Raw genomic sequence first — 26,984 nt, 5'->3', positions numbered from 1 at the left:
GTGAAGCGGGGTTTGCCCCAGCCGGGGATGCCGGAGGGGACGCCGGGGACAACGGGCCCGGTTAGTGTTGTGGACATGCGTCTCCATGTCGTCGACCACCCTCTGGTCGCTCACAAGCTCACCACGCTGCGCGACCAGCGCACCGACTCCGCGACCTTCCGTCGGCTGGCCGACGAACTGGTCACCCTGCTCGCCTACGAGGCCACGCGAGACGTGCGCACCGAAGCGGTCGACATCACGACCCCGGTCACCACCACCACCGGCGTCAAGCTCTCCTACCCGCGCCCCCTGGTCGTGCCGATCCTGCGGGCCGGCCTCGGCATGCTCGACGGCATGGTCCGCCTGCTGCCGACCGCCGAGGTGGGCTTCATGGGCATGGTGCGCGACGAGGAGACGCTCCAGGCGTCCACCTATGCCACGCGGATGCCGGAGGACCTCTCCGGGCGTCAGGTGTACGTCCTCGACCCGATGCTCGCCACCGGTGGCACGCTGGTCGCGGCGATCCAGGAGCTGATCAAGCGGGGTGCGGACGATGTGACGGCCGTGGTGCTGCTGGCCGCGCCGGAGGGCGTCGAGGTCATGGAGCGGGAGCTCGCGGGTACGCCGGTCACCGTGGTGACGGCGGCGGTCGACGACCACCTGAACGAGCACGGATACATCGTGCCGGGCCTCGGGGACGCGGGCGATCGTCTTTACGGCGCCGCTGAGTAAGGACGCCATTTCGCCGTAGGGGTGCGGATGCGTCGCGACCGAAGGCCGTTTGTGGCTGGTCGCGCAGTTCCCCGCGCCCCTCAGGTTTCTTCAGCAGGCCTTCTTTGACGAAGTGGGCGTCGGCTGGGGTGCGCCCAGCTTGGTCAGGGCCTTGTCCGCCGTCGCCTTTGCCGTCAGTGACTTGAAGGCTGTGCCGATGATCAGGTCCACGTCGGTGCCCTTGCGGGTGTCCGCCCGGGCCTCCGTGCCCGCGAGCTGCGTGCCGAGGACCGGCAATGACGTGCTCACGGCGGACGTGGGGCCGAGCAGCAGTCCCGTGCCCTTGACCTTCTTGTCGAACTCCGCGCTCGCGTTGCCCACGTCGCCGATCTTGAAGCCGCGCTTCTTCAGCTCGTCCGCGGTCTTCTTGGCGAGCCCCGCCCGGGGCGTGGCGTTGAAGACGTTGACGGTGATCTGGGCGGGCTTGGGATACGCCGTGGTGGAGGACGAGGCCGAGGCCGACGGGGACGCCTTCGTCGCGCAGTCCGCCTTGGAGCCGGCCGCCGAGGCCTTGTCGCCGCCGCCGGTGAAGACGTCGATGAGCTGCAGGGTGCCCCAGCCGACCAGACCGAGCGCGGTGACCGAGGCGACCAGGGCGGCCACGAGCCTGCCCCGCCGCCGGGGGCGGCGCATGCGCGGGTACTTGTCCCCCGTGATCCGGTACTTGCCGCCCATGCCTGGGGGAGTCAGCATGCTCATGGGCGCAGCGTAGTGCTCCGGGGCGGCGATGCCTACTAAATGATCATTGGATTCGGGCCGGAAGAACCCGAAAGGGCCAACCCTTTACAAGTCCGCCGCTTAGTCCAGCTCAAGCACACGCGCGTGCAGCACCTGGCGCTGCTGGAGCGCTGCCCGCACCGCGCGGTGGAGGCCGTCCTCGAGATACAGGTCGCCCTGCCACTTCACGACGTGCGCGAAGAGGTCGCCGTAGAACGTGGAGTCCTCGGCGAGCAGGGTTTCCAGGTCGAGTTGGCCCTTGGTCGTCACGAGCTGATCGAGGCGGACCGGGCGCGGCGCGACGTCCGCCCACTGCCGGGTGCTTTCCCGGCCATGGTCGGGGTACGGCCGGCCGTTTCCGATGCGCTTGAAGATCACACGGAAAGCCTACCGGTCAAGACCTTCCGGGCGCAGCCATGGCGACGGAGTGTGATGCTGGAAAAGATGCCGTAAACGGGGGCAAACCGGAACAGGTGCCTGAGATGAGTGACAGCGAGACCGTGCCGCAGGCCGCCGCTCCCGAGGCACCGGGCAGTGCGCCGGCCCTTGCGAAGGAGGCCCTGGAGATCGCCTCCGGGTACGCCTTCACCGGACCCGCCCTCGATCTCGGCGCCCTCCTGTGGGACGGGGTGTGCCTGCCGGACGCGCAGGTCAGGATCCCGTTGCCGATGCTGAACCGGCACGGTCTCGTGGCGGGTGCGACGGGCACCGGCAAGACCAAGACGCTCCAGCTGATCGCCGAGCAGCTCTCGGCGCAGGGGGTGCCGGTGTTCCTCGCGGACATCAAGGGCGACGTGTCCGGGATCTCGGCGCCCGGAGTCCGCAACGACAAGGTGCAGGCCCGGGCCGCGGACGTGCACCAGGAGTGGACGGCGACCGGCTTCCCGGCAGAGTTCTACGCGCTCGGCGGCCTCGGCCACGGAATCCCCGTGCGGGCGACGATCACGGACTTCGGCCCGCTCCTGCTGTCCAAGGTGCTCCGGCTCAACCAGACCCAGGAGCAGTCGCTCGGCCTGATCTTCCACTACGCCGACACCAAGGGCCTGGAGCTGGTCGACCTCAAGGACCTCAGGGCGGTGGTCACCTTCCTCACCTCGGACGAGGGCAGGAGCGAGCTGAAGAACATCGGCGGACTGTCCACGGCGACAGCAGGCGTGATCCTGCGCTCCCTCACCGCCTTCGAGGCGCAGGGCATGGCCGGCTTCTTCGGGGAGCCGGAGTTCGACACGAACGAGCTGCTGCGCACGGCACAGGACGGGCGCGGCATGGTCTCCGTCCTCGAACTGCCCGCCGTACAGGACAGACCGCAGCTGTTCTCGACGTTCCTGATGTGGCTGCTCGCCGACCTCTTCCACGATCTGCCCGAGGTCGGGGACGCCGACAAACCGAAGCTGGTCTTCTTCTTCGACGAGGCGCATCTGCTCTTCCACGACGCCTCGAAGGCGTTCCTCGACTCGATCACGCAGACCGTCCGGCTGATTCGCTCGAAAGGGGTCGGGGTCTTCTTCGTGACCCAGACGCCGAAGGACGTACCCGCCGACGTCCTCGCCCAGCTCGGCAACCGCGTCCAGCACGCGCTCAGGGCCTTCACACCGGATGACCAGAAGGCTCTGAAGGCCACGGTGAGGACCTTCCCCCACTCGGCGTACGACCTGGAGGAGCTGCTCACCGGGCTCGGGACGGGAGAGGCCGTGGTCACGGTGCTCAGCGAGAAGGGTGCCCCGACACCCGTCGCGGCGACCCGCCTGCGCGCCCCCGAGTCCCTGATGGGCCCCATCGACGGGGCCGCCCTCGACGCGGCGGTGCGGGCGTCGCCGTTGCACGGGCGCTATGCACAGGCTGTGGATCGCGAGTCGGCGTACGAGAAGCTGACCGCGGCGCGGGGCGCGAAGGGGCCGGACGAGATGACGGCCCCGCCCGCGAAGGCCCCTGCCAAGCACACCGGGTCCAGGAAGTCCGAGCCCGAGGAAGAGCCCTCCATGGTCGAACGGGTCGTCGACAGCGGGGTGTTCAAGTCCCTCGCCCGTTCCCTGGGGACGCAGATCGGCCGCGAGATCAGCCGCTCGGTCTTCGGTACGGCACGGCGGAGGCGGTGACCCCGAAAGGCCCCGCCTCCGCACCGGATCAGCCGCGCTTCCCTTCCTTCACGGGCGGCTTGCCCTCCCGGGCCTGCGGCTTGGGCGCGTTGCGGGAGGCCTCGGCGCGCACGAGGGCGCGCAGGACGGCGTACGGGTCGATGGGCATGGTCGTGCTCCTTGCGTCGCTGCTTGACTGACCTCTGGTGCGAGGGCCGGTCAGCAGCGCAGGACCACCGAGCGCAGGGTGTGCAGGGCGTACGGCGGCCGCGGCGGCGCCGGGAGGGGGCGGCCCGCCGGGACGCCGGGCGCCGGGGCGGGCCGGGGCGCGGGGCGCAGGGGGACGACGGGACGGTGGGCGGCGCGGGCCGGTGGCCGCAGGGCCGTGTCCAGGACGTCGTACTCGGCGACCTCACCGGCGACCGGGGTGACGGCGGTGGCGGCGTGCGCCCCGGTGTGGCCGCCCGGCACGAGCAGCGCGAGCAGCAGGACAAAGGCACGGAGCCAGGTTCTGGTGCTGCTCATGGTTGCTGGTCTGCCCCGGGGAGTACGAGGTGCATCGCGTCGTCCGTCAGATCCGCCCGCACGGGTTACTCACACCGTGCGCGGCACGTTCCGGGCCTGTCCGCGCATCCGTACGGCCGTGACGATCTCGACGACGCCCACGGCGACCAGCCAGATCCCGCCGACCACGGTGAGGACGGCGACCGACTCGAAGGGGGAGTCGATCAGCACGATCCCGGCGAGGAACGTGACGATCCCGAGGAAGATGTGCCAGCCGCGGGCGGGCATCGACGAGTCGGAGGCGGCGGCCAGGGTCTGGGTGATGCCGCGGATGAGCCAGCCGATGCCGATCCACAGGGCGAGCAGCAGGAGCGACTGCATGGGGCCGCGGAAGCAGAACAGGCCCAGCAGGATCGACAGGGCGCCGCTGACGAAGGCGAGGACGCGCAGCCCGGTCGTCCTGTGCGTGCCGAAGGCCGAGACCAGCTGGAAGACGCCGCTGACGACGAGATAGACGCCGAACAGGACGCCGGTGGCGCGGAGGGTGGAGCCCGGCCAGATCAGCACCAGGACGCCCAGGACCAGCGAGGCGACGCCGGTGATCAGGACGACCTGCCAGGCCGCCTTGGACAGTGCGTGCAGGGGGCCCTCGAAGGGCGGCTCGGGCTCATGGGCGCGCTGCTGCGTGTGGACCTTGCGGTCGTCGAACTCCCGGCCCCAGGAGGAGCCGTGCGGTGCCTCGGTCATGGTCCATGCTTGGACCGCGTACGGCCGCCCCGCGCGGCGGGCTGGGCCGATCGGCTTACGCGCCGGCCGCCTTCGCGGCCTTCGCCGCCGCCTTCATCTCCTGCTTGTGCGCCCGTACCTTGACCAGCGACTCCGGGCCGGTGATGTCGGCGACCGAGCGGAAGGACTCGGCCTCGCCGTACGCGCCCGCCGCCTCCCGCCAGCCCTTCGGCCGGACGCCCAGCTGCTTGCCCAGCAGCGCCAGGAAGATCTGGGCCTTCTGCTTGCCGAAGCCGGGCAGCTCCTCCAGCCGGCGCAGCAGTTCGCGTCCGTCGTCCACGCCCTTCCAGACCAGTTCGGCGTTGCCGTCGTAGTGCTCGACGAGGTACTGGCACAGCTGCTGGATCCGCTTGGCCATGGAGCCCGGGTAGCGGTGGACCGCCGGCTTGTCCGAGAGCAGGGTGGCGAAGGCGTCCGGGTCCTGCGCGGCGATCTCGTGCGCGTCGAGGTCGTCGAGGCCGAGCCGGTCCGCGATCGTCCGGGGCCCCTTGAACGCCCACTCCATCGGAACCTGCTGGTCCAGCAGCATCCCGACCAGCGCGGCGAGCGGGGAGCGCCCGAGGAGCTCGTCGGCCTCGGGGTCCTGGGCGAGGTGAAGGGTGACGTCCATGACCCCGATCATGCCGCGTACGGGGTCAGGCCGCCCGCCAGTACCCCAGCGCGTGCATCCGCTCCTTGGGGACGCCCAGGTCCTTGCGGACGTACGAGGACAGGGTGCGGGTCGTCCTCGTGTCGCAGGCGATCCAGACGTACGCGTCGGGATGGGCCCTGAGGAGGTCGGGGAGGTCCCTCTTCACCTCGTCGACCAGGGATGAGGACGGGCGGACGTCATGGCGGGCCGGGTCCGTGCGGAAGGGGAGGCCGTCCGTGCCGCCCTCGAACCAGACGGTCGCCGGGGACGAGTCCAGCGCTTCCAGCAGGGAGTTGATGGCGGGCAGGGACGCCGGGTCGCCGATCGCGAAGACATGGGTCGGTGCCGGGTCGGGGTTCTCGAACGCCGTGCCGTGGACCGTCGCCTCGATGGTGTCGCCGGGCTTCGCGTTCCGTGCCCAGTCGCTCGCCACGCCCTCGTGGAGGGCGAACTCCAGGCCGAAGGTGCCGGTCGCGGGGTCCGGGTCGACGAGGGTGTAGGCCCGCTGGTGCGGCTTGCCCGCGTCGGAGAACCACAGCCGGACCCACATCGTGGGGTGGACGCCGGTCGCGGCGAGCATGCCGCCGTCGGTGAGGTGGATGCGCCGGTAGTCCGGAGTGACGTCCTCGGCGTCGGTGACGGTGAGGACGTAGTCCTTGGCCCGCAGCAGTCTGAGGACCGCGCCCTCCCAGCCGTGCCCCTGCCCCATCGTCTCTCCACTCCTCGCGTACGATTTCCCCACCAGTTACTTAGGTGAGCCTAACCTAAAGCACAGGAGAGACCCAGAGTGAGCGCCGAGATCTACCGGGATGTGTGGGGTGTCCCGCATCTGCGTGCCGACAGCGTGCGCGAACTCGCCCGTGCCCAGGGCATCGTCACCGCCCGCGACCGGGCCTGGCAGCTGGAGGTCGAGCGGCACCGGGCCCGCGGCACCTCGGCATCCTTCCTCGGCTCCGACGCCCTGCCCTGGGACCGGTTCGTGCGCAGGGCCCGGCTCGACGACACCGCGAGACGCTGCTTCGGGCATCTGGAGAGACACGACCCGGAGACGGCCGACTGGGTACGGGCCTACGTCGACGGGGTCAACGAAGGGCTCACCGACGCCACCCTGCCCCTCGGCACCCCCGGCCGTTGGGAGCCCTGGACCCCCCTCGGCGTCTGGCTCGGTGCCCACATCCTCTTCGCGGGCTTCCCCGCCAAGCTCTGGCGCGAGCAGGCCGTCAAGCACCTCGGCGAGGAGGCCGTCGGGCTCTTCGCCACCGACGGTCCCGGCACCTCCGGCAGCAACGGCTGGCTGGTGAGCGGCGAACGGACCGTGACCGGCCAGGCCGTCATCGCCGGCGACCCGCACCGCTTCATCGAGGACCCCGGCGTCTACCAGCAGATCCACCTCTCCTGCCCGGAGTTCGACGTCGTCGGCCTCGCCGTCCCCGGCGTCCCCGGCATCGCCCACTTCGGCCACACCGGCACGGTCGCCTGGGCCATCACCAACGCCATGGCCGACTACCAGGACCTGTACGAGGAACGGCTGCGGCGGACCGGGGCCGGTGTCGAGGCCCTCGGCCCGGACGGGAGGTGGACGCGCGCCTCCCGGCACACCGAGACCGTCGACGTCGCCGGCGAGGAGTCCGTCGAGGTCGAGGTCATCGAGACCGAGCGCGGGCCCGTCGTCGCCGGCGGCCCGGAAGGGCTCGACGACGGCACGCCGCTCGCCCTCAGCCTCCGCATCCCGCCCCGCGTCACCGACGACCTGGGTTTCAGCACCCTGCTCCCCCTGCTGCGGGCCCGCCGGGTCGCCGACGTGGACCGGGCCTTCGACAGCTGGGCCGAGCCGGTCAACGTCGTCCAGGCCGCCGACACCGAGGGCGGGCTGCTGCACCGGGTCGCGGGCCGGGTGCCGGTGCGGTCCGAGGCCAACCGCACCCGTGTCGTCCCCGCCTGGGAGCCCGGGCACGCGTGGCAGGGCTGGCACGACATGCCCCGTGCCGGACTCACGGAGGACGGCGTCGCCGTCATGGCCAACCAGCGGGGTCCGGCGCAACCGCTCGGCGTCGAGTTCGCCCCGCCGCACCGCGCGAACCGCATCGCGGCGATGCTCGCGGGCAAGGACAAGTGGTCGGCCGGGGACATGCCCGCCCTCCACATGGACACGTATCTGGCCTCCGCCGGGCCCCTGTTGGACCACCTCGCCGCCCTCCGGGACCTGACCCCGCGGGCCGCCGAGCTCACGGACACCCTCCTGCGCTGGAACCGCCGCATGGACGCGGACAGCGAGGACGCCGCCCTCTACTCCGCGGTGCGCGGCGCCGTCGCCCGCCGGCTCGCCGCCCACCCCGCGTTCGCCGCGCTGACGTCCCCGCCCGCCTACCCCGAGGTCCTCCTCCCCTGGCTCGGCCTCCTCCCGCGCATCGGCTTCGCCCTCGAACACCTGCTGCGCGCAGAGGAGTTGTACGGCATCGACCGCCCCGCCGAGATCCGCGCGGCCGTCGAGGAGGTCGCCGCCGGGAAGCCGCCCGCGGCCTGGGGCGAGACCCACCGGCTGTACCCGTGGCGGGCGTTGCCGGACACGTCGTACGAGAAGCACGACGAACCCGGTCTCTCCGGCGACCACGACTGCGTGCTGTGCACCTCCGCCGTGCCCGGTCTGACCGACCTGGCCGCGCGCGGTCCGGCCGCCCGCTACGTGTGGGACCTGGCCCGGCGCGAGGACAGCCGCTGGGTGGTGCCGTTCGGCGCCTCGGGCGTGCCCGGCTCGCCCCATCACCGTGATCAGCTTCCCCTGTGGCTCGCCGGCGACCTCGTCCCGGTCGTCACCGACTTCGAACAGCTCAGCAAGGAGAGCGATGTCTGACACCTACGTCCATGAGCAGGAGGTCGACGGCTTCGGCACCGTCCGCGTGCGCACCCTCGACGCGAAGGCCGACGCCGAGGTGCTGCACGGCTGGGTCAGCGAGGAACGGGCCGCCTTCTGGGGCATGAACGGCCTCACCCGGGACCAAGTGGCCGAGATCTACGCCCATATGGACACCCTCGACACCCACCACGCCTATCTGCTCGAGAAGGACGGCGAGCCGGTCGGACTGCTCCAGACCTATGAGCCGGAGGCCGACCGGGTCAGCGAGTGCTACCCCGTCGAGTCCGGTGACATCGGCGTCCACCTGCTGCTCGCGCCGGCCGCAGCGGACGGCGGACGGCCCGGCTGGTCGTCGGCGCTGCTGGGCGCGGTCGCCTCGTACGTCCTGCTCGGCCTGGACCGCAAGCGGGTCGTGGTCGATCCCGACGTACGCAACGAGAAGGCGATCGCGCGGTTCCTGCGGCAGGGGTTCGTGGCCGGGGAGCGGGTCGTGCTGCCGGAGATCGACCTCCCGGACGTGCATCTGCCCGAGAAGCACGCTCAACTGGCCTTCCTGGCCAGGGAGGTAGCCTTCCCGGCGTGACTCCTGAAGACCTCGTCGCCCACTACGGACTGGAGCCGATCCCGCGCGAGGGGGGCCTGTTCCGCCGTACCTGGGCGGGCCCCGAGCGCGCGGACGGCAGACCGGAGGGCTCGGCCATAGTCGCCCTGCTCACCGCCGCCGACTTCTCCGCCCTCCATCGTCTGCCCAGCGACGAGATCTGGCACTTCTACCTCGGCGACCCCCTGGAACTCCTGCTCCTGTCCCCGGACGGCACATCGAGCGCCCCGGTGCTGGGGCCCGACGTCGTCGCCGGTCAGCACGTCCAGCTGACCGTCCCCGGCGGCACCTGGATGGGGGCGCGCACGCGGGGCGCGTGGACGTTCTTCGGCTGCACGATGGCTCCCGGGTTCACCTACGAGAGCTATGAGCACGGCGACTCCGAGGCCCTGATGGCGCGGTATCCCGCCAAGGCCGAGCGGATCGCGCGACTGTGTCGTCCATGAGACTCCTCGAAGGACAGGTCGCCCTGGTCACGGGCGCGGGCGGCGGCATCGGGCGGGGGATCGCGGTGCGGTTCGCCGAACAGGGGGCGGCCGCGGTCGTCGTGCACTGCCGTACGGCGGTGACGGCGGCGGAGGAAGTCGCGGACCGGGTCCGGGAGTCGGGCGCGCGGGCCGTCGTCCTGCGGGCGGAACTGACGGACGAGGACGCCTGCCGGGAACTGGTCCGGGAGGCGCACACGTGGGGCGGCGGACTGACCGCGCTGGTCAACAACGCGGGGGTGCAGCCGGTGCGGGAACTGCCCGGGATGACGGCCGCCGAGTGGCGGGAGGTCGTCGACACCAACCTGACGAGCGCCTTCGCGTGCACCCAGGCGGCGGCGGAGGTCATGGAGCACGGCGGCTCGGTGACGCACATCGCCTCGATCGAGGCGCACGGTCCCGCCGCCGGGCATGCCCACTACTGCGCGTCCAAGGCCGCCCTGGTGATGCACGCCCGGTCGGCGGCCCTGGAGTACGGGCCTCGCGGCATCCGCGTCAACAGCGTCTCGCCCGGGCTGATCGACCGGGAGGGGCTGGCGCGGGACTGGCCCGAGGGTGTGGAACGGTGGCATGCGAAGGCGCCCCTGGGCCGGCTCGGCCGCCCCGAGGACATCGGCGACGCCTGTGCGTTCCTCGCCTCGCCGCTCGCCTCCTGGATCACCGGGCAGGATCTGTCCGTCGACGGGGGAGTGTCGGCCCGGCCCACGTGGTGAGTGTTCCGGCGCCGGTGTCCGTACATAACCCGGAGCCGTGGGGACGGAGTACTGACGTGGAGCGTGACGGTGGACGAGGCCGGCGGCGAGTTCAAGGGCTGGTGCTGCTGGGCACCGTGCTGGTCCTGCTCCTCTTCGGCGGCGCGGGACCGGCGTCGGCCCATGCCGCCCTCCGCTCCGCCGACCCCGAGGACGGAACCGTCCTCAAGTCCGCCCCCGCGTACATCACCCTGACCTTCACCGAGTCCGTCGGTCTGCTCGACGACTCCTTCCGTGTGCTGAGCCCGAAGAACGGGCGGGTGCGCACGGGGGAGGCCGAGCATGTGCCGGGGAGTTCGGACACCGCCCGGGTGTCGCTGCCCGCCTCCGGGCTCGGCGAGGGCACCTTCACGGTGGCCTGGCGGGTCGTCTCGGCGGACAGCCACCCGGTGTCGGGGGCGTTCACCTTCTCCGTCGGGAAGCCCTCGGCGACGGCGGTGACCGTGGACCCGGGCCCCGTGGAGAACCCGGCGACGGCCGGCCTCTACAACATCGCCCGCTACCTGGCCTATCTCGCGGTGGCGCTGCTCATCGGCACGGCGCTCTTCCTCGCGCTGTGCCGACCGGCGGACGCCAACATCCTGCCCAGGCTGCTGCGGGTGGGCTGGTGGACGCTGGCGGGCGCCACGGTCGCGCTGTTCGTGCTGCGGGCTCCCTACGAGGCCGGCACGGGCCCCGCGGCGGCCTTCGACGCCGCGGCCTTCGAACGGACGGTGACGAGCCGGCCGGGACTGGTGCTGCTGGCCCGGCTGGTGCTGCTCGCACTGACCGCGGTCTTCCTCCTGCGGCTGTTCCGCCGCCGCCGGTCCTCCTACGCGATCGGCGCCGCCCTCGCCCTCGGCCTCGCCCTCACCTGGGCCGCCGGTGAGCACGCCTCCGCCGGCATCCAGGTGCCCGTGGCGATGGCCTCCTCGGTCCTGCACGTCCTGGCGATGGCGGCCTGGCTGGGCGGTCTGACGGCACTGGTCGTCACGCTGTACCGGGCGGCGGTCGTCGAACCGGCCACGGTCACCCGCTTCTCCCGCCTCGCCTTCGTCTCCGTGACCGTCCTGGTCCTCACCGGCGTCTACCAGTCCTGGCGTGGCCTGGGCTCCTGGAGCGCGCTCACCGACACGACGTACGGCCGGCTCCTCGTCGCCAAACTGACCGTGGTGGTCGTGCTGCTGACGGCGGCCGGGTTCTCGCGGCTGTGGACGGTACGCCTGGCGACGGCGGACGCGCGGACCGTCGTACGGGAACGAGTGCCGGAGCCGGCGGGCGGGCCGCCGCTGCCGGAGTCGCCCGAGGAGCCGCCGGTCGTTCCGGACCGCCGTGGTCTGCGACGTTCCGTCCTCGCCGAAGTCACCATCGGTGTCGTGGTGCTGGTGCTCACGACCGTGCTCACCGGCACCGTGCCGGGCCGTGCGGAGGCGGAGGCCGCTCAGAGCCCGGCGGCCACCGGACTGCCCGTCGCGTCCGTCTCCTACGTCCCCTTCGACATCGGCGGCGCCCGGGGCAAGGTGCAGATCACCCTCGACCCCGGCCGGGTCGGCCGGAACTCGGTGGAAGCGGTGGTCCTCGACGCCGAGGGCGGTTTCGCCATCGTCCCCGAACTCCGGCTCTCCTTCACCCTCCCGTCCCAGGACATCGGCCCGCTGGACGCCGGGCTGACCGACAAGGGCGGCTACTGGGGCACCGACGACCTCGACCTGCCGATCGCCGGCACCTGGGAGATGAAGGTGACGGTCCGCGTCTCCGAGATCGACCAGGTCAGCGTGGAGAAGCCCGTAGTGATCGGCTAGGACGGCACCGGGCAGAGCGGCCGGAGATCCTCCCCACCGAGGCACGGCCGCTTGTTCGACGGGCCGAAGGCGATTCGGACGATCGGATCGATCTTGGATGTGTCGGTCACGTTTCCACAAAGGTGACGGTCGTCTCTTGACGCATGACAGGACATACGGCTGTCATTACGCAACCGTGTTCGGTCAAGTTGATTTCTGGTCGTTTACGACGGACTTCGGCGCACTCCCCTGCCTGGCCGAACCCTGCCCCTCAGGAGCCGTTCATGCCCGACTTCTCCCTCCCCTCCGCGAGCCGCCGCTCCGTCCTGCGCGGCATAGGCGGCGCCGCCGTGCTCGGTGCCGGCATCCCCCTGCTGAGCGCCTGCGGCGGCAGCGGAGCCTCGTCCGACCCGAAGACGGTCACCCTCGGCTCCAAGGCGTCCGACCCGGTGCCGAAGAAGGCCTTCGCGGACATCTACGCGGGCTTCAAGAAGGACTCCGGGATCACGGTCGACGTGAACACCAAGGACTCCAACACCTTCCAGGAGCAGATCAACGCCTACCTCCAGGGCACGCCGGACGACGTTTTCACCTGGTTCGCGGGCTACCGCATGCAGTTCTTCGCGGCCAAGGGCCTCGCCACCCCGATCGACGACGTGTGGCAGACCATCGGGGGCAACTTCCCCGAGGCGATGAAGAAGCTCAGCAAGGGGGAGGACGGCAAGTACTACTTCGTGCCGCTGTACTCGTACCCGTGGGCGCTCTTCTACCGCAAGAGCGTCTTCCGGCAGTACGGCTACGAGGTCCCCACCACCTGGGACCAGCTGGTCGCCCTGTGCAAGCAGATGGAGAAGGACAAGCTGGTCCCGATCGCCTTCGGCGACAAGGACGCCTGGCCCGCGCTCGGCACCTTCGACCAGATCAATTTCCGCCAGAACGGCTACGACTTCCACGTCGACCTGATGGCCGGAAAGGCCGCCTGGACGGACGCCAAGGTGCGCAAGGTCTTCGACCTGTGGACCGAGATCCTCCCGTACCACCAGGAAGGCGCCACCGGCCGCACCTGGCAGGACGCGGCCCAGACCCTGGCCTCCAAGAAGGCCGGCATGTACCTCCTCGGCACCTTCGTGGCCCAGCAGTTCACCGACAAGGCCGCCCTGGACGACCTCGACTTCTTCGCCTTCCCGGAGATCGACCCGGCGTACGGCCTGGACACGGTCGAGGCCCCGACCGACGGCTTCATGATGAGCAAGAGCCCGAAGAACAAGGCCGGCGCGGTCAAGCTCCTGGAGTACCTGGGCACCCCGGCCGCCGAGGAGATCTACCTCAAGTCCGACCCGAGCGTGGTCGCCGCCTCCACCAAGGCCTCCACCGACGCGTACACCACCCTCCAGAAGAAGGCGTACGAGATGATCTCGGGCGCCAAGAGCCTCACCCAGTTCATGGACCGCGACAGCCGCCCCGACTTCACCTCGACGGTCATGCAGCCCGCGCTGCAGAAGTTCGTCCGCGATCCCAAGGGCATCGACAGCCTGCTCAGCTCGATCGAGCGGCAGAAGAAGACGATCTTCGCGTCCAGCTGACGACGATGACCACCGACACCCCCACGAAGTCCCCGGAGGCGACCCCCGAGCCGCCTCCGGGCACCGCCCCGGTCACGAAGCGGATCCCGCAGGGACACAAGCGCCTGCTCACCCGCCGCGACCGGCTCACGCTCGGCTTCATGGCCGGCCTGCCGACGATCCTGCACGTGGCCCTGGTCTGGGTCACCGCCCTCGCGTCGATCCTCCTCGCCTTCACCTCCTGGAACGGCATCGGCTTCGACTCCATCCAGTGGGTCGGGCTCGAGAACTTCAAGGAACTGTTCACCAACAACCCGCAGTTCTGGCCCGCCGTCGAGCACAACGTGATCTGGTTCGTCGTCCTGATCGCGATCCCCACGCCACTCGGCCTGTTCCTGGCCGTGCAGCTGGACAAGAAGATCCGGTTCAGCCGGGTCTACCAGACGGCGTTCTTCCTGCCCGTCGTGCTGTCGATGGCGGTCATCGGGTTCGTCTGGCAGCTCGTCTACAACCCCGACACGGGCCTGATCAACAGCCTCATCGGGGCCAACAAGCCCGGCCACTACATCGACTGGATCGGCGACCCGGACCTCAACCTCTGGGCGATCCTCATCGCCGCGTCCTGGCGGCACACCGGGTACATGATGATCCTCTACCTGGCCGGTCTGAAGGGCGTCGACCCGTCCCTGCGGGAGGCGTCCGCGCTGGACGGCGCGAGCGAGTGGCAGACGTTCAAGAACGTCATCTTCCCGGTGCTGCGCCCCACCAACACGGTCGTCCTGGTCGTCACGATCATCGAGGCGCTGCGCGCCTTCGACCTGGTCTTCGTCTTCAACAAGGGCGCCGAGGGCACCGAGCTGCTGTCGATCCTCGTGACCAACAACATCATCGGCGAGTCCAGCCGCATCGGCTACGGATCGGCGATCGCCGTCGTGCTGCTGCTGATCTCGCTCATCGTGATCATCCCGTACCTGGTGTCCACCTTCCGGAAGGAGCGGCGCGCATGAGCACCCTCGCTCTGAAGAAGCCGAGGACACCGGTGCGCCCCGCCCGGGTCCTGCTGCACGTCGTCCTGGCCACCATGGCCCTGGCCTGGCTCGCCCCCCTGCTCTGGGCGATCTACGCGGCCCTTCGCCCGTACGCGGAGACCAGCGAGAAGGGCTATGTGTCCTGGCCGGACTCCCTGAGCTTCGACAACTTCACCAACGCCTTCGAGCAGTCGGACATGACGCACTACTTCGTCAACACGGTGATCATCGCCGTGCCGGCGGTGCTGGTGACCCTGTTCCTGTCCTCGATGGTGGCCTTCTACGTCAGCCGCTTCGACTTCCGCCTCAACCTCGCCCTGCTGCTGGTCTTCACCGCCGGCAACCTGCTCCCGCAGCAGGTCATCATCACCCCGCTGTACCGCCTGTACCTCCTGGTGGACCTGCCCGGCATCACCATGTCCGGCAAGCTGTACGACTCCGCGCTCGGCCTGGTCCTCATCCACGTCGCGTTCCAGTCCGGCTTCTGCGCGTTCGTGCTGAGCAACTACATGCGCTCGCTCCCGCACGAACTGACCGAGGCCGCCCTGGTCGACGGCGCCTCCGTGTGGCGCATGTACTGGCAGATCGTGCTCCCCCTGTGCAAGCCCGCGATGGCCGCCCTGGGCACGCTGCTGTCCATCTGGATCTACAACGACTTCTTCTGGGCCCTGGTCCTCATCTCCACCGGCGAGAACATGCCGATCACCTCCGCGCTGAACAACCTCTCCGGTACGTACTTCACGGACCCGAACCTGGTCGCCGCGGGTGCGCTGCTGACCGCGATCCCGACCCTGATCGTCTACTTCGTACTGCAGCGGCAGTTCGTGAGCGGCTTGACGCTCGGCGCCAACAAGGGCTGATCGCCCTTCACTTGAAAGAGAACCACCGTGTCCCACTCCTTTGCCCCGGTCGCCTCCGTGCCCGTGGACGCGCGCACCGCCCGTGTCCACGAGGAGGGCTGGCAGTCCTGGAGCCCCAGCGGCGCCTACGCCCTCGGTGACCAGCCGTACCGTCCGACGAACGACAACTGGGCGACGGTCTGCTACCGGCCGGGCGTCACAGTTCCCCACGGCACCTTCCAGGGCGAGGGGCTGCTGGCCCTGGACCCGGGCGACGGCTCGGAGGTCCGCCTCTGGGCCGCCGTGGACCCGGTCCGCGAGGTCCCGTCGATCCGGCTGGCCGTCACCGGCGACCTGGCGGAGGTCAGCGCCGACGGGCCGGTGAAGGAGTGGACGGGCACGGACATCCAGGAGGTGCTGGGAGCCTGGGCCGCCTCCCTGGAGGTCGCGCCCCCGCGCCCGGCGCCCACCGTCTGGTGCTCCTGGTACGAGTACTTCACGCAGGTCACCGAGGACGACATCCACGAGAACCTCCGCGCGATGGACACCCTCGACCTGCCCGTCGACGTGGTCCAGATCGACGACGGCTACCAGAAGGCCCTCGGCGACTGGCTCACCCTCTCCGGCCGCTTCCGCTCCCGCCAAGGCATCGCGGACGCGATCCGGGCGCGGGGCAGGCGGGCCGGCATCTGGACGGCACCCTTCCTCGTCGACCCGGCGAGCGACCTGGCCGCCGAACACCCCGACTGGCTGGTCAAGGCCCTCGACGGCGGCTTCCTGCACGCCGGCCGCAACTGGGGCCACGACCTGAGCGTCCTGGACACGACCCACCCTCAGGCGGCCGCGTACCTCACGGACGTCTTCCGGACACTGCGGGCCGAGGGCTACGACTACTTCAAGGTCGACTTCCTGTACGCGGGCGCCCTGGAGGGCGTACGGCACTCCGACGCGGACCCCCTCACGGCGTACCGCCAGGGCATCGAGCTGATCCGCGAGGCGATCGGCCAGGACGCCTACCTCCTGGGCTGCGGCGCCCCGATCCTGCCCTCCATCGGCCTCTTCGACGCCATGCGCGTCAGCCCCGACACGGCCCCTCACCGCCGCCCCGAGGCCGACGACTACAGCCAACCGGGCCAGGATCCGGCCGAGTTCACCGGCATCGGACGCCAGTGGCAGCACGGCCGGTTCTGGGTCAACGACCCCGACTGTCTGATGGCCCGCCCGGCCGTGGAGACCCGCGAACGCTGGGCGGCCCATGTCGAGGCGACCGGCGGCCTGATGGCGTCGAGCGACCGGCTGCTGTCCCTGGACCCGTGGGGTGTGGAGACGACTCGCCGGCTCCTGGGCGGAGACGGCCGATGATCCCGCAGGGCATCGCCTACGGCGGTGACTACAACCCCGAGCAGTGGCCCGAGGAGGTCTGGGCCGAGGACATGCGCCTCATGGTCGAGGCCGGGGTGACCATGGTCAGCGTCGGCATCTTCTCCTGGGCACTGTTGGAGCCCAAGGAGGGCGAGTACGACTTCACCCTCCTGGACCGCGTCCTCGACATGCTCCACGCCCACGGCATCGCGGCGGACCTCGCGACCCCGACGGCGGCACCGCCGGCGTGGTTCTTCGTCAGGCACCCCGAGGCGCTCCCCGTGGACAAGGACGGCAGGGCACTGTCGTACGGCAGCCGCCAGACGTTCTGCCCGTCGAGCCCGGCCTATCGGGAGGCGGCGCTGCGGATGGCCCGTGCGCTCGGGGAGCGGTACGCCGGCCACCCGGCGGTCGTGATGTGGCACGTCCACAACGAGTACGGCTGCCACAACCCGGAGTGCTTCTGCGAGGAGAGCGCGGCGGCGTTCCGCGGCTGGCTGCGCGAGAGGTACAGCGGCCTGGAGGCACTCAACGACGCCTGGGGCACCCGCTTCTGGAGCCAGTGGTACTACGACTGGGACGAGATCATCCCGCCCCGCGCCACGGGCGCCGTCCCCAACCCCGCCCACCGGCTGGACTGGCGACGCTTCTGCAGCGACGCGCTGCTCTCGCTGTGCGAGGCGGAGCGCGAGGTGCTGCGGGAGGCGGCGCCGGAGATCCCCGCGACCACCAACTTCATGGTGATGCACAACTTCGACGCGCTGGACTACTGGCGCTGGGCCCCGAAGCTGGACGTGGTCTCCAACGACCACTACCTCCAGTCCACCGACCCCGAGTCGCACGTCGACCTCGCGCTCAGCGGCGACCTGGTCCGCTCGCTGGCCGGCGGACCCTGGCTGCTGATGGAGCACTCGACGGGCGCGGTGAACTGGCAGCCCGTCAACCGGGCGAAGAATCCCGGGGAGTTGCGCCGCAACGCGCTGGCCCATGTGGCCCGGGGCGCCGACGGCATCGCCTACTTCCAGTGGCGGGCGGCGAAGGCGGGCGCCGAGCAGTGGCACTCGGCGATGCTGCCGCACGCGGGGACGGACAGCCGGATCTGGCGCGACGTGGTCCGGCTGGGCGCGGATCTGAAGGCGTTGGGGGAGGTGCGCGGCTCGACCGTCCCGGCTCAGGTGGCCATCGTCTGGGACTGGGACGCCCGCTGGGCCCTGGAACTGCCCTCGCAGCCGAGCGCGGAGCTCCGCTTCCAGGAGCTGGTCCGGGCCTGGTACGAGCCGTTGTGGCGGTCGGGCGTCGCGGTGGACTTCGTCCACCCGGAGGCGGACCTGTCGTCGTACCGCCTGGTCCTGGCGCCCAGCCTGTACCTGGTCGACGACGAGGGCGCGGCGAATCTGACGGGCTTCGCGGAGCGCGGCGGCACCTTGGCCGTGGGCTTCCACAGCGGGGCGGTCGACGCCAACTGCCATGTGCGGCTGGGCGGTTACCCGGGAGCGTTCCGTGAGGCGCTCGGGGTGCGCACGGACGAGCTGTTCCCGCTGCTGCCGGGTGAGTCGGTGGAGCTGAGCGACGGCGGTACGGCGCGGCTGTGGTCGGAGCGGGTACGTCCGGCGGGCGCGGAGGTGATCACGACGTACATGACCGGCCCGCTGGCGGACGTACCCGCGGTGACCCGCAACTCCTTCGGCACGGGCACCACGTGGTACCTGGCCACCCAGCCGGACCCGGCGACCCTCGCCGCCCTCCTCGACCGTATCCGCACGGAGGCGGGCGTGATGCCGGTCCTCAGCACTCCGGAGGGTGTGGAGGCGGTGCTGCGGCGCGGTACGGACGCGGACTACCTCTTCCTGATCAACCACACCGAGGCGAGCGCGGAGATCCCCGTGTCCGGCGAGGCCCGCGAACTGCTCACCGGGAAGCCGGTGCCGGGCACGGTCACCGTCGCGGCGGGCGAGGTGGCGGTGGTGAGAGAGCCGCGCGGGCAGCGATGAGTTTCTCCGCCCGCACCGGTCATAGAGACGACACCCACGAGAGGACGTGACGCACATGACCGAACCCGTGAAGGGCCCCGCCTCCTACTTCCCCTCCATCGAGAAGAAGTACGGCCACCCGGTCGCCCACTGGCAGGACCTGATCCGCGCCTCCCCCCTGACCCGGCACATGGAGCTCGTCACCTGGCTCAAGACGGAACACGGCCTCGGTCACGGCCACGCCAACGCACTGGTGGCGCACACCCTGGCCGAGGGCAGGTGACCTGCCGGCTCCCGGGCCCAATACCACTTCCGACTGTGGTTCAGCTGTTCTGGAACCCCTAAGTCCGTTAATTCCCGGAGAACTCTTCTACAACCTTCCGTCACATACGTCTGTCTGCCTTACGCAGAGATGTTCGACAGGTTCATGGAAGAGGAGCTCAGAACGTGACCGTGCGTTCCTTTGCCCGGCGGATGCGCCCGCGAGTCGAGCGGAAGGCCGCCGAGAGCGTGTGGCAGCTGCGTACCATGCGGCGCCGCCGTCGGGCCGCGGTCACGGACCCGGTCCTGCGACCGGTGGCGGTGCGCGGCCAGCAGCTCTACGGCCGGGTCGTGACGCGGTTCAGCGCCGCCGAGGCGGCCGCCGCCAACCTCGGCCTGGTCGTCGCCGCGCTGGAGCAGGAAGGGATCCCGTACTTCCTGGTGCCGGCAGCCCGCACCCGGTACACGGTCGGCGTGAACGTCGTCGACCGGGAGCGTCTGCTCACCGTCCTGGAGGCGCAGCACGAGGGCAAGGCGGTCTTCATCGGCCGCCCCATGCCCGGCGGCAAGCTCAAGCACCCCGCGCTGTTCATGGACGGCGCGCTGCCGGCCGGGCTGCGCACCGCCCCCATCCTGCGGGTCGGGGAGAACCACCTCGGACCCTCGGGCCAGCTGCTCGCCGGGCCCGAGCTCGCCTGCGACATCGAGTTCTGGGAGGACGGCGCCGAACTTCTCGCCTCCGCCGACGGCCCCCGGCGCCTGGCCAAGGTGCAGCCGCAGGCGTCCGAGGACATCTTCGCCGACTCCCTCGTCGCCCCCCGCAACAACGGCATCACCGACGTCCTCCCAGCCGCTGAGCAGCAGCCCGCCACCGTCCGGGTCGGCGACCGCGAGCTGCCGAGCTTCGTCCCGCTCACCCTGCCGACCGTCGACGACGTGACCTTCCCCGTCGACGTCGTCTACACCTGGGTCGACGGCGAGGAGCCCGAGATGCGGGCCAAGCGGGCCCGCCACCAGGACCGCGGCACCGCCGAGATCCTGGACAAGGAGACCAACGCCTCCCGCTACACCAGCCATGACGAGCTGAAGTACTCGCTGCGCTCGCTCGCGATGTACGCCGACTTCGTCCGGCACATCTACATCGTGACCGACGGCCAGAAGCCGCACTGGCTCGACGACACGGCCCCCGGGATCACGGTCGTCGACCACCGCGACATCTTTCCCGAGGGCGTCCTGCCGGTCTTCAACTCGCACGCGATCGAGACCCGGCTGCACCACATCCCGGGCCTCTCGGACCACTACCTCTACTTCAACGACGACGTGTTCGTCGGCCGCCGGGTCACCCCGGAGCACTTCTTCCACGGCAGCGGCCTGATGAAGATCCCGGTGTCCCCGCTCAAGATCGGCGTCGGCAAGCCGCACGCCGAGGAGACGGCCACCAACTCCGCCAGCAAGAACGTCCGCCGGCTCCTGCTGGAGAGGTTCGGGCGGATGACGACGAACAACTTCATGCACACCCCGCTGCCCCAGCAGCGCCGAACCCACCAGGTGCTCGAAGAGCTCTTCCCGGAGGACATCCGCCGCACCACGGCCTCCCGCTTCCGCTCCCCGCAGGACATCGCGGTGACGGCCCCGCTGCTCTACCAGTACGCCCTGATGACCGGCCACGGCCTGCCCGGCAAGTACAGCTTCCGGTACGTCAACATCAGCCGCCCGGACGCCGACCGACGCCTGGCCGACCTGCGCCGCAGCCGCCGCTTCGACTTCTTCTGCCTCAACGACGTCGACGTACCGCCCGAGGAACGGGAGCAGGTGAGCGTCCGGATGAACGAGTTCCTGGAGGACTACTTCCCCTTCGCGAGCCCGTACGAGAAGCAGAGCTGACGGGGCCGGGGGGACAGGGACATGGGGGGCATGGACATCCGTGACCGCTTCGGAATGCCGGGGGGCATCCGAACGGTCCGGGACTTTCTCGTACGCCTGAGGCTCTGGCTGGCGGCCCGGCTCTGGGCGCTGCGCACGGCCCGGGCCCGCCGGCGCCTGCGGGCCGCCGTCCCCGGGCTGCGCCGGGTCACCTTCGGACCGGCACGGCTGTACGGCCGTACCGTCGCCGGTTACACCGCCGCGGACGCCGTCGAGGCCGACCTCGAACGGGTCTGCACCCTGCTGGACGGGCTCGGCGTCCCGTACTTCCTGGTCCCCTCCGACCACGGGCAGGGGGTGCCGCGCCAGGTCATCGGTGTGGCGGAGACGTATCGCGACACGATCCTCCAGCGGGCCGCCCAGCGCTTCGCCTCCGGTGTGGGGTACGTCGGGGCCGTGGGACCGGACGGTGGGGTGACCGCCGCGGCACTGTGGGCCGACGGGAAGCTGCCGCGGGCGCTGCTGCGGGCCGAGGTGCTCCGCACCGGCGTGGTGCGCCTGGGCCCCGAGGGCCAGGTCCTCACCGGACTCGAAACGGGCTGTGACATCGAGTTCTGGCGGCACGGCCGCGACCTCGCCACGGACCCCTCCTGGCTCACCGTGCCCGGCAGCCGGATGCCGGACGTCTTCGGCCCGGCACTGGTGGCCCCGCGCCACAACGCGGTGTCGGAGGTCCTCCCGGTGTCGGCGCAACGCCCCGCCGTGGTCGCGGGCCGCCATCGCGGCGTGCCCACCTTCGCCCCGTTCGCCGAGCCCGGCATCGAGGAGGTGCGCTTCCCCGTCGACGCCGTCTACACCTGGGTCGACGGCGACGACCCCGCGATGGCGGCCAAGCGCCGCGCCCACCAGGCGCTCTCCCCCAGCACCATCGCCCCGCGCGAGACCGGCGCCTCCCGCTACACCAGCCACGACGAGCTGAGGTACGCCCTGCGCTCGCTGGAGATGTACGCCGGTTTCATCCGGCACGTCTACCTGGTGACCGACTCCCAGATCCCGGACTGGCTGGACCCGCAGGCAGAAGGCCTGACCGTGATCGACCACCGGGACATCCTCCCGGCGGACGCGCTCCCCGTCTTCAACTCCCACGCGATAGAGAGCCGCCTGCACCACATCCCGGGCCTGTCGGAGCACTACCTCTACTTCAACGACGACGTCTTCATCAACCGTCCGGTAGGGGCCGAGCACTTCTTCCACGGCAACGGCATCGCCCGCATCCCCCTCTCCCCGCTGAAGCTGGGCATAGGCGCCCCGCACCCCCTGGAACCGGCGCCGAACTCCGCGGGCAAGAACGCCCGCGAGATCATCAGCCGCTTCCACGGCAGACACATCACCCACAAGTCCCTGCACACCCCGCACCCCCAACTGCTGTCGGTGATGCGGGAGATGGAGAGCCTGGGCATCGAGGAGCTGGACCGTACCTCGTACTCCCGCTTCCGCTCGACGGCCGACGTGGCTCCGGCATCGACCCTCCACCACCACTGGGCGATGGCAACGGCCCGAGCCGTCCCGGCCGACTACCGCTTCCGCTACGTCCAGCTCGGCACCCCGGACATGCGCCGCCGCCTGTCCCGCCTGGCGGCCGGCGAGGACGTCGACTTCTTCTGCCTCAACGACGTGGACACGCCCCCCGAGGCCAGATCGGCGGCCCAGGCGGCCATCAGCGCCTTCCTGGAACGCAAGTACCCCTTCCCGAGCCGCTACGAATCAACGCCCCGCCCCTCCGCCCACCCGGTCCTCCACAGAACGGCCCAGCACGCCGGCGACCCCCTCTGACCCGGACAACGAGGTCTGAGCACAACGACGAAGGGCCCCACCTCGCGGTGGGGCCCTTCGACATCGTGCCCGGTGAGGCACTGGCGGAGGATACGAGATTCGAACTCGTGAGGGGTTGCCCCCAACACGCTTTCCAAGCGTGCGCCCTAGGCCTCTAGGCGAATCCTCCGCGGCAAACAATACAAGACGTTGAGGAGTGCTCGCGAACTCGTTCCCAGCCCCCGACATCGGGTACTGTTTGGGCAGCCCCTCACGTGGCGCTATCTGACTGAACTCCCCCAGGGCCGGAAGGCAGCAAGGGTAGGTTGGCTCTGGCGGGTGCGTGGGGGGCGCTTGCGTTTCCCGGCAAGGGTGGTCCCTTGCGTGGGGCTGGTTGTCAGTGGGCGCCTATAACCTCGTATGCGTGTCGTCTCTCGCGCTGTACCGCCGCTATCGCCCGGAGTCGTTCGCCGAGGTCATCGGGCAGGAGCATGTCACCGACCCGTTGCAGCAGGCGCTGCGGAACAACCGGGTCAATCACGCGTACCTGTTCAGCGGTCCGCGTGGCTGCGGCAAGACGACCAGCGCACGCATCCTGGCCCGCTGTCTGAACTGTGAGCAAGGTCCCACGCCGACCCCGTGCGGAGAGTGTCAGTCCTGCCAGGACCTCGCGCGCAACGGCCCGGGTTCCATCGACGTCATCGAGATCGACGCCGCGTCCCACGGTGGTGTGGACGACGCCCGTGAGCTGCGCGAGAAGGCCTTCTTCGGACCCGCGAGCAGCCGGTACAAGATCTACATCATCGACGAGGCCCACATGGTCACGTCGGCCGGCTTCAACGCGCTGCTCAAGGTCGTCGAGGAGCCGCCGGAGCATCTGAAGTTCATCTTCGCGACCACCGAGCCCGAGAAGGTCATCGGGACCATCCGGTCGCGGACCCACCACTACCCCTTCCGCCTCGTGCCGCCGGGCACCCTTCGCGACTACCTCGGCGAGGTCTGCGGACACGAGGGCATCCCCGTCGAGGAGGGCGTGCTCCCGCTCGTCGTGCGGGCGGGGCAGGGCTCCGTGCGTGACTCCATGTCCGTCATGGACCAGCTGCTCGCGGGGGCGAAGGAGGAGGGTGTGACGTATGCCATGGCCACCTCCCTCCTCGGGTACACCGACGGCTCGCTCCTCGACTCCGTCGTCGAGGCCTTCGCCACCGGTGACGGCGCCGCCGCCTTCGAGGTCGTCGACCGGATCATCGAGGGCGGCAACGACCCGCGGCGCTTCGTCGCCGACCTGCTGGAGCGCCTGCGGGACCTGGTGATCCTCGCCGCCGTCCCGGACGCCACCGAGACCGGCCTCATCGACGCCCCCGCCGACGTCCTGGAGCGGATGCAGGCCCAGGCCGGCATCTTCGGCGCCGCCGAGCTCAGCCGCGCCGCCGACCTCGTCAACGCCGGCCTCACCGAGATGCGGGGCGCCAACTCCCCCCGCCTCCAGCTGGAGCTGATCTGCGCGCGCGTGCTGCTCCCGGCGGCTTACGGCGACGAGCGGTCCGTGATGGCCCGGCTCGACCGGCTGGAGCGTGGCGTGCACTTCTCCGGGGGCGCGACCGCGCCCGCGATGGGGTACGTCCCCGGGCCCGAGGCCCACGGGGCAGCGGCTGCCGCACCGGTTCCGCCGGGGGGCGGTGCCGCGGCGGCCCGGGCGGCGGTACGGGCTTCGGGCCCGCCGACCGGACCTGCGCCCAGCGGACCCGCGGCGAACGGACCCGCGGCGAACGGACCCGCGGCCGGGGGCGCCCCGGGCTTCGGCTCCGCACCCGGTCAGCCCGGTCAGCCCGCCCAGGACACCGCCCCGGCCCCGGCTTACGACGCCGCCTCCGCCCAAGCCGCGCCCGCGTCCACGCCCACAGGCCCGGTACCCGGCGACACCGGCATCGCTCCGCCCCAGCCTCCTCAGGCTCCCCAGCCTCCTCAGGCCCCGGCCACACCCCCTCCCACCCCCACGGCCCCCACCACCTCCACCCCCGGCGCCTGGCCCGCCGCGGCACCGGCGGGCGGCGGCCGACGCCCCGGCGGCTGGCCCACGGCGACCCCCGCCGGAGGCGGCCGGCCCCCGGCCGCCCCGAGCCAGCCCGCACCCACCACTCCCGCGGCGAGCCAGCCCGCACCCGCCCAGCCCCAGCAGGCCGCCCCCGCCGCCTACGCACCTCCGGCCGGCGGCGTCGACCCCCGCATGCTCTGGCCGAACATCCTGGAGGCCGTCAAGAACCGCCGCCGCTTCACCTGGATCCTGCTCAGCCAGAACGCCCAGGTGGCCGGCTTCGACGGCACCACCCTCCAGATCGGCTTCGTCAACGCCGGAGCACGCGACAACTTCGTGAGCAGCGGCAGCGAGGAGGTCCTGAAGCAGGCGCTGGGCGAGCAGTTCAACGTCCAGTGGAAGATCGAGGCGGTCGTCGATCCCTCGGGCGGCTCGGCACCCCCGCAGACCGGCGGCGGCACGCCCGGCTTCAACGGCGGCGGTGGCGGTTACGGCACCCCCGGTACCCCCGGGGCACCTGGACCCTCCGGTGGCTACGGCGGAGGCGGCGCCCCCGCCCCGGCGCAGCGCCCGGCGACCCCCGCTCCCAACCCCACCACCCCCGCACAGTCCCCGGCGACACCGTCCTCGGCCGCCGCTCCCGCCCCCCGGCCGTCCGCCCCTGAGCCGCCCCCGGTCTCCCCCGAGGACGACATCCCCGAGGACGACGACCCCGACCTCAATGAATCGGCCCTCTCCGGCCGTGAACTGATCGTGCGGGAGCTGGGAGCGACGGTGATGGAGGAGTTCACCAACGAATAGGGGCTCCTCGACGAGGCGGGACCCCGGTGGGGACCCCTGTCGGAACGTGTCTCGGGGCCCTTGGTTCGGAGAAACCCACAAACCCCGTTCCTCTGTCCCTTCAGCAACCCGCACAATTTGCCGAGCCCCGAGCCGGTTACGCTGACCCCGTGAAGGTCCTCGTCATCGGCAGCGGCGCCCGCGAACATGCCCTGTGCCGCTCCCTGTCCCTCGATCCCGACGTCACCGCGCTGTACTGCGCCCCCGGCAACGCCGGCATCGCCGAGGTCGCCGAGCTGCACCAGGTCGACGCCCTGGACGGCACGGCCGTCGCCGCGCTGGCCACCGAGCTCGGCGCCGAGCTCGTGATCGTGGGCCCGGAGGCACCCCTTGTCGCGGGGGTGTCCGACGCCGTGCGCGAGGCCGGCATCCCCGTCTTCGGTCCCTCCGGGGAGGCCGCGCAGCTCGAGGGCTCCAAGGCCTTCGCGAAGGACGTGATGGCGGGGGCAGGGGTTCCCACCGCGCGTTCCTACGTCTGCACGACCCCCGAGGAGGTCGACGAGGCCCTCGACGCCTTCGGCGCCCCGTACGTCGTCAAGGACGACGGTCTCGCGGCCGGCAAGGGCGTCGTCGTCACGCCCGACCTGGAGGCGGCCAGGGCGCACGCCAACTCCTGTGAGCGCGTCGTCATCGAGGAGTTCCTCGACGGCCCCGAGGTTTCCCTTTTCGCCGTCACCGACGGCGTGACCGTCGTCCCGCTCCAGCCCGCCCAGGACTTCAAGCGCGCCCTGGACGGCGACGAGGGCCCGAACACCGGCGGCATGGGCGCGTACTCCCCGCTGCCCTGGGCCGACCCGAAGCTGGTGGAGGAGGTCCTGCAGACCGTCCTCCAGCCGACCGTCGACGAGATGCGCCGCCGCGGCACCCCCTTCTCCGGGCTCCTGTACGCCGGTCTCGCGATCACCTCGCGCGGAGTGCGCGTCATCGAGTTCAACGCCCGTTTCGGCGACCCGGAGACCCAGGTGGTCCTGGCTCGCCTGAAGACGCCCCTCGCGGGTCTCCTGCTGGCCGCCGCCAAGGGCGACCTCGCCGACCTGGCGCCGCTGCGCTGGAGCGACGAGGCCGCGGTCACCGTGGTCGTCGCCTCGCACAACTACCCCGGCACCCCGCGCACCGGCGACCCGATCACCGGCCTCGACGAGGTGGCCGCCGAGGACGCACCGCACGCGTACGTCCTGCACGCCGGCACCCGGCACGACGGCGATGTCGTGGTGAGCGCCGGTGGCCGCGTCCTGTCCGTCACGGCGACCGGCAAGGACCTCGACGAGGCCCGCGAGCGGGCGTACCGGGCGGTCTCCCGCATCCGTCTCGACGGCTCCCAGCACCGTACGGACATCGCGGCGAAGGCCGCGGCGGGCGAATAGCCAGCACCACCGGAACAGCCGGAAAAACCGGCAGACCGGATGAACCCGGCAGGCCCCGAATCCGTCTCAGGATTCGGGGCCTGACGTATGCCCGGCCCCGCCACCGGCCTCTCCATCAGCCGGGAACCGCATG

At 71.0% G+C, this 26,984-nt stretch carries 23 protein-coding genes, 1 tRNA gene and 1 other RNA gene; 18 read left to right on the top strand and 7 right to left on the bottom strand.

Annotation, left to right across the window (positions count from 1 at the left end; translation table 11 throughout):
- Positions 1 to 75 precede the first annotated feature (75 nt).
- Entirely contained in the window at positions 76 to 711 is a 636-nt protein-coding gene (upp, locus tag ACIOHP_RS04310; RefSeq protein WP_171141789.1) for a uracil phosphoribosyltransferase, read from the top strand.
- 90 nt (positions 712 to 801) lie between these two features.
- On the opposite strand, the gene ACIOHP_RS04305 is transcribed toward upp, so the two are convergent.
- Both ACIOHP_RS04305 and ACIOHP_RS04300 read right to left on the bottom strand, forming a co-directional pair.
- Positions 802 to 1,449, bottom strand: a complete 648-nt coding sequence (locus ACIOHP_RS04305; protein ID WP_401883304.1) for a LytR C-terminal domain-containing protein — start codon at positions 1,447 to 1,449, stop codon at positions 802 to 804.
- 99 nt (positions 1,450 to 1,548) lie between these two features.
- Positions 1,549 to 1,845: a type II toxin-antitoxin system VapB family antitoxin gene (locus tag ACIOHP_RS04300; RefSeq protein WP_003999914.1), complete on the bottom strand. Its 297-nt coding sequence runs from the start codon at positions 1,843 to 1,845 to the stop codon at positions 1,549 to 1,551.
- 104 nt (positions 1,846 to 1,949) lie between these two features.
- Here ACIOHP_RS04300 and ACIOHP_RS04295 point away from each other — a divergent pair, with 104 nt between their 5' ends.
- Positions 1,950 to 3,563 (top strand): helicase HerA-like domain-containing protein, encoded by a 1,614-nt coding sequence (locus tag ACIOHP_RS04295; RefSeq protein ID WP_401883302.1) that lies wholly within the window; start codon positions 1,950 to 1,952, stop codon positions 3,561 to 3,563.
- Positions 3,564 to 3,761: 198 nt separating this feature from the next.
- On the opposite strand, the gene ACIOHP_RS04290 is transcribed toward ACIOHP_RS04295, so the two are convergent.
- The 4 genes from ACIOHP_RS04290 to ACIOHP_RS04275 form a co-directional block, all read right to left on the bottom strand.
- Complete coding sequence (locus ACIOHP_RS04290) at positions 3,762 to 4,067, bottom strand: hypothetical protein (RefSeq protein ID WP_401883299.1); 306 nt, start codon at positions 4,065 to 4,067, stop codon at positions 3,762 to 3,764.
- A gap of 69 nt (positions 4,068 to 4,136) precedes the next feature.
- Complete coding sequence (locus ACIOHP_RS04285; protein ID WP_401883296.1) at positions 4,137 to 4,793, bottom strand: HdeD family acid-resistance protein; 657 nt, start codon at positions 4,791 to 4,793, stop codon at positions 4,137 to 4,139.
- A gap of 55 nt (positions 4,794 to 4,848) precedes the next feature.
- Entirely contained in the window at positions 4,849 to 5,442 is a 594-nt protein-coding gene (locus ACIOHP_RS04280) for an HhH-GPD-type base excision DNA repair protein (RefSeq protein ID WP_361554096.1), read from the bottom strand.
- A 25-nt stretch (positions 5,443 to 5,467) separates the two neighbouring features.
- Positions 5,468 to 6,172 (bottom strand): siderophore-interacting protein, encoded by a 705-nt coding sequence (locus ACIOHP_RS04275; RefSeq protein WP_401883293.1) that lies wholly within the window; start codon positions 6,170 to 6,172, stop codon positions 5,468 to 5,470.
- Positions 6,173 to 6,250: 78 nt separating this feature from the next.
- On the opposite strand from ACIOHP_RS04275, the gene ACIOHP_RS04270 reads away from it, so the two are divergent.
- The 13 genes from ACIOHP_RS04270 (at position 6,251) to ACIOHP_RS04210 (ending at position 22,633) form a co-directional block, all read left to right on the top strand.
- Positions 6,251 to 8,314: a penicillin acylase family protein gene (locus ACIOHP_RS04270; protein ID WP_401883290.1), complete on the top strand. Its 2,064-nt coding sequence runs from the start codon at positions 6,251 to 6,253 to the stop codon at positions 8,312 to 8,314.
- Positions 8,307 to 8,900 (top strand): GNAT family N-acetyltransferase, encoded by a 594-nt coding sequence (locus ACIOHP_RS04265; RefSeq protein WP_401883287.1) that lies wholly within the window; start codon positions 8,307 to 8,309, stop codon positions 8,898 to 8,900. Before ACIOHP_RS04270 ends, ACIOHP_RS04265 begins: the two co-directional genes overlap by 8 nt.
- Positions 8,897 to 9,364, top strand: a complete 468-nt coding sequence (locus tag ACIOHP_RS04260) for a cupin domain-containing protein (RefSeq protein ID WP_401883284.1) — start codon at positions 8,897 to 8,899, stop codon at positions 9,362 to 9,364. Before ACIOHP_RS04265 ends, ACIOHP_RS04260 begins: the two co-directional genes overlap by 4 nt.
- Entirely contained in the window at positions 9,361 to 10,116 is a 756-nt protein-coding gene (locus ACIOHP_RS04255) for an SDR family NAD(P)-dependent oxidoreductase (protein WP_401883282.1), read from the top strand. The genes ACIOHP_RS04260 and ACIOHP_RS04255 overlap by 4 nt, the downstream gene beginning before the upstream one ends.
- Positions 10,117 to 10,217: 101 nt before the next feature.
- Positions 10,218 to 11,936: a copper resistance CopC/CopD family protein gene (locus ACIOHP_RS04250; protein WP_401884113.1), complete on the top strand. Its 1,719-nt coding sequence runs from the start codon at positions 10,218 to 10,220 to the stop codon at positions 11,934 to 11,936.
- Positions 11,937 to 12,199: 263 nt separating this feature from the next.
- On the top strand, positions 12,200 to 13,498 hold the full coding sequence (locus ACIOHP_RS04245) for an ABC transporter substrate-binding protein (RefSeq protein ID WP_401883279.1): 1,299 nt from the start codon (positions 12,200 to 12,202) through the stop codon (positions 13,496 to 13,498).
- Between the two features lie 5 nt (positions 13,499 to 13,503).
- Positions 13,504 to 14,484: a carbohydrate ABC transporter permease gene (locus ACIOHP_RS04240; RefSeq protein WP_401883276.1), complete on the top strand. Its 981-nt coding sequence runs from the start codon at positions 13,504 to 13,506 to the stop codon at positions 14,482 to 14,484.
- The gene (locus ACIOHP_RS04235; protein WP_401883273.1) at positions 14,481 to 15,365 is read left to right on the top strand and encodes a carbohydrate ABC transporter permease; all 885 of its coding nucleotides are present in this window, start codon (positions 14,481 to 14,483) and stop codon (positions 15,363 to 15,365) included. Before ACIOHP_RS04240 ends, ACIOHP_RS04235 begins: the two co-directional genes overlap by 4 nt.
- Before the next feature lie 27 nt (positions 15,366 to 15,392).
- Entirely contained in the window at positions 15,393 to 16,706 is a 1,314-nt protein-coding gene (locus ACIOHP_RS04230) for a glycoside hydrolase family 36 protein (RefSeq protein ID WP_401883270.1), read from the top strand.
- A complete protein-coding gene (locus ACIOHP_RS04225) occupies positions 16,703 to 18,697 on the top strand; it encodes a beta-galactosidase (RefSeq protein WP_401883267.1) in 1,995 nt (664 codons plus the stop codon). The genes ACIOHP_RS04230 and ACIOHP_RS04225 overlap by 4 nt, the downstream gene beginning before the upstream one ends.
- 55 nt (positions 18,698 to 18,752) lie before the next feature.
- Positions 18,753 to 18,959: a DUF4287 domain-containing protein gene (locus ACIOHP_RS04220; RefSeq protein WP_361483493.1), complete on the top strand. Its 207-nt coding sequence runs from the start codon at positions 18,753 to 18,755 to the stop codon at positions 18,957 to 18,959.
- Positions 18,960 to 19,123: 164 nt separating this feature from the next.
- On the top strand, positions 19,124 to 20,821 hold the full coding sequence (locus tag ACIOHP_RS04215; protein ID WP_401883264.1) for a stealth family protein: 1,698 nt from the start codon (positions 19,124 to 19,126) through the stop codon (positions 20,819 to 20,821).
- A gap of 30 nt (positions 20,822 to 20,851) precedes the next feature.
- Complete coding sequence (locus ACIOHP_RS04210; RefSeq protein ID WP_401883261.1) at positions 20,852 to 22,633, top strand: stealth family protein; 1,782 nt, start codon at positions 20,852 to 20,854, stop codon at positions 22,631 to 22,633.
- Between the two features lie 81 nt (positions 22,634 to 22,714).
- Here the strand turns inward: ACIOHP_RS04210 and ACIOHP_RS04205 are convergent.
- Positions 22,715 to 22,802: transfer RNA gene (locus tag ACIOHP_RS04205), tRNA-Ser, on the bottom strand.
- Between the two features lie 72 nt (positions 22,803 to 22,874).
- On the opposite strand from ACIOHP_RS04205, the gene ffs reads away from it, so the two are divergent.
- From ffs to purD, 3 genes are all read left to right on the top strand, one after another.
- Positions 22,875 to 22,973, top strand: an RNA gene (gene ffs, locus ACIOHP_RS04200) — signal recognition particle sRNA small type.
- A 63-nt stretch (positions 22,974 to 23,036) separates the two neighbouring features.
- A complete protein-coding gene (locus tag ACIOHP_RS04195) occupies positions 23,037 to 25,448 on the top strand; it encodes a DNA polymerase III subunit gamma and tau (protein WP_401883258.1) in 2,412 nt (803 codons plus the stop codon).
- A gap of 149 nt (positions 25,449 to 25,597) precedes the next feature.
- The gene (purD, locus tag ACIOHP_RS04190; RefSeq protein WP_401883255.1) at positions 25,598 to 26,851 is read left to right on the top strand and encodes a phosphoribosylamine--glycine ligase; all 1,254 of its coding nucleotides are present in this window, start codon (positions 25,598 to 25,600) and stop codon (positions 26,849 to 26,851) included.
- The last annotated feature ends 133 nt before the right edge of the window (positions 26,852 to 26,984 follow it).

It is taken from the genome of Streptomyces sp. NPDC087859, from assembly GCF_044742595.1.
In the GTDB taxonomy this organism is placed as follows: Bacteria; Actinomycetota; Actinomycetes; order Streptomycetales; family Streptomycetaceae; genus Streptomyces; species Streptomyces canus_F.
Note: the sequence above shows the minus strand (reverse complement) of the source record. Positions and strands in the feature narration are given on the sequence as shown.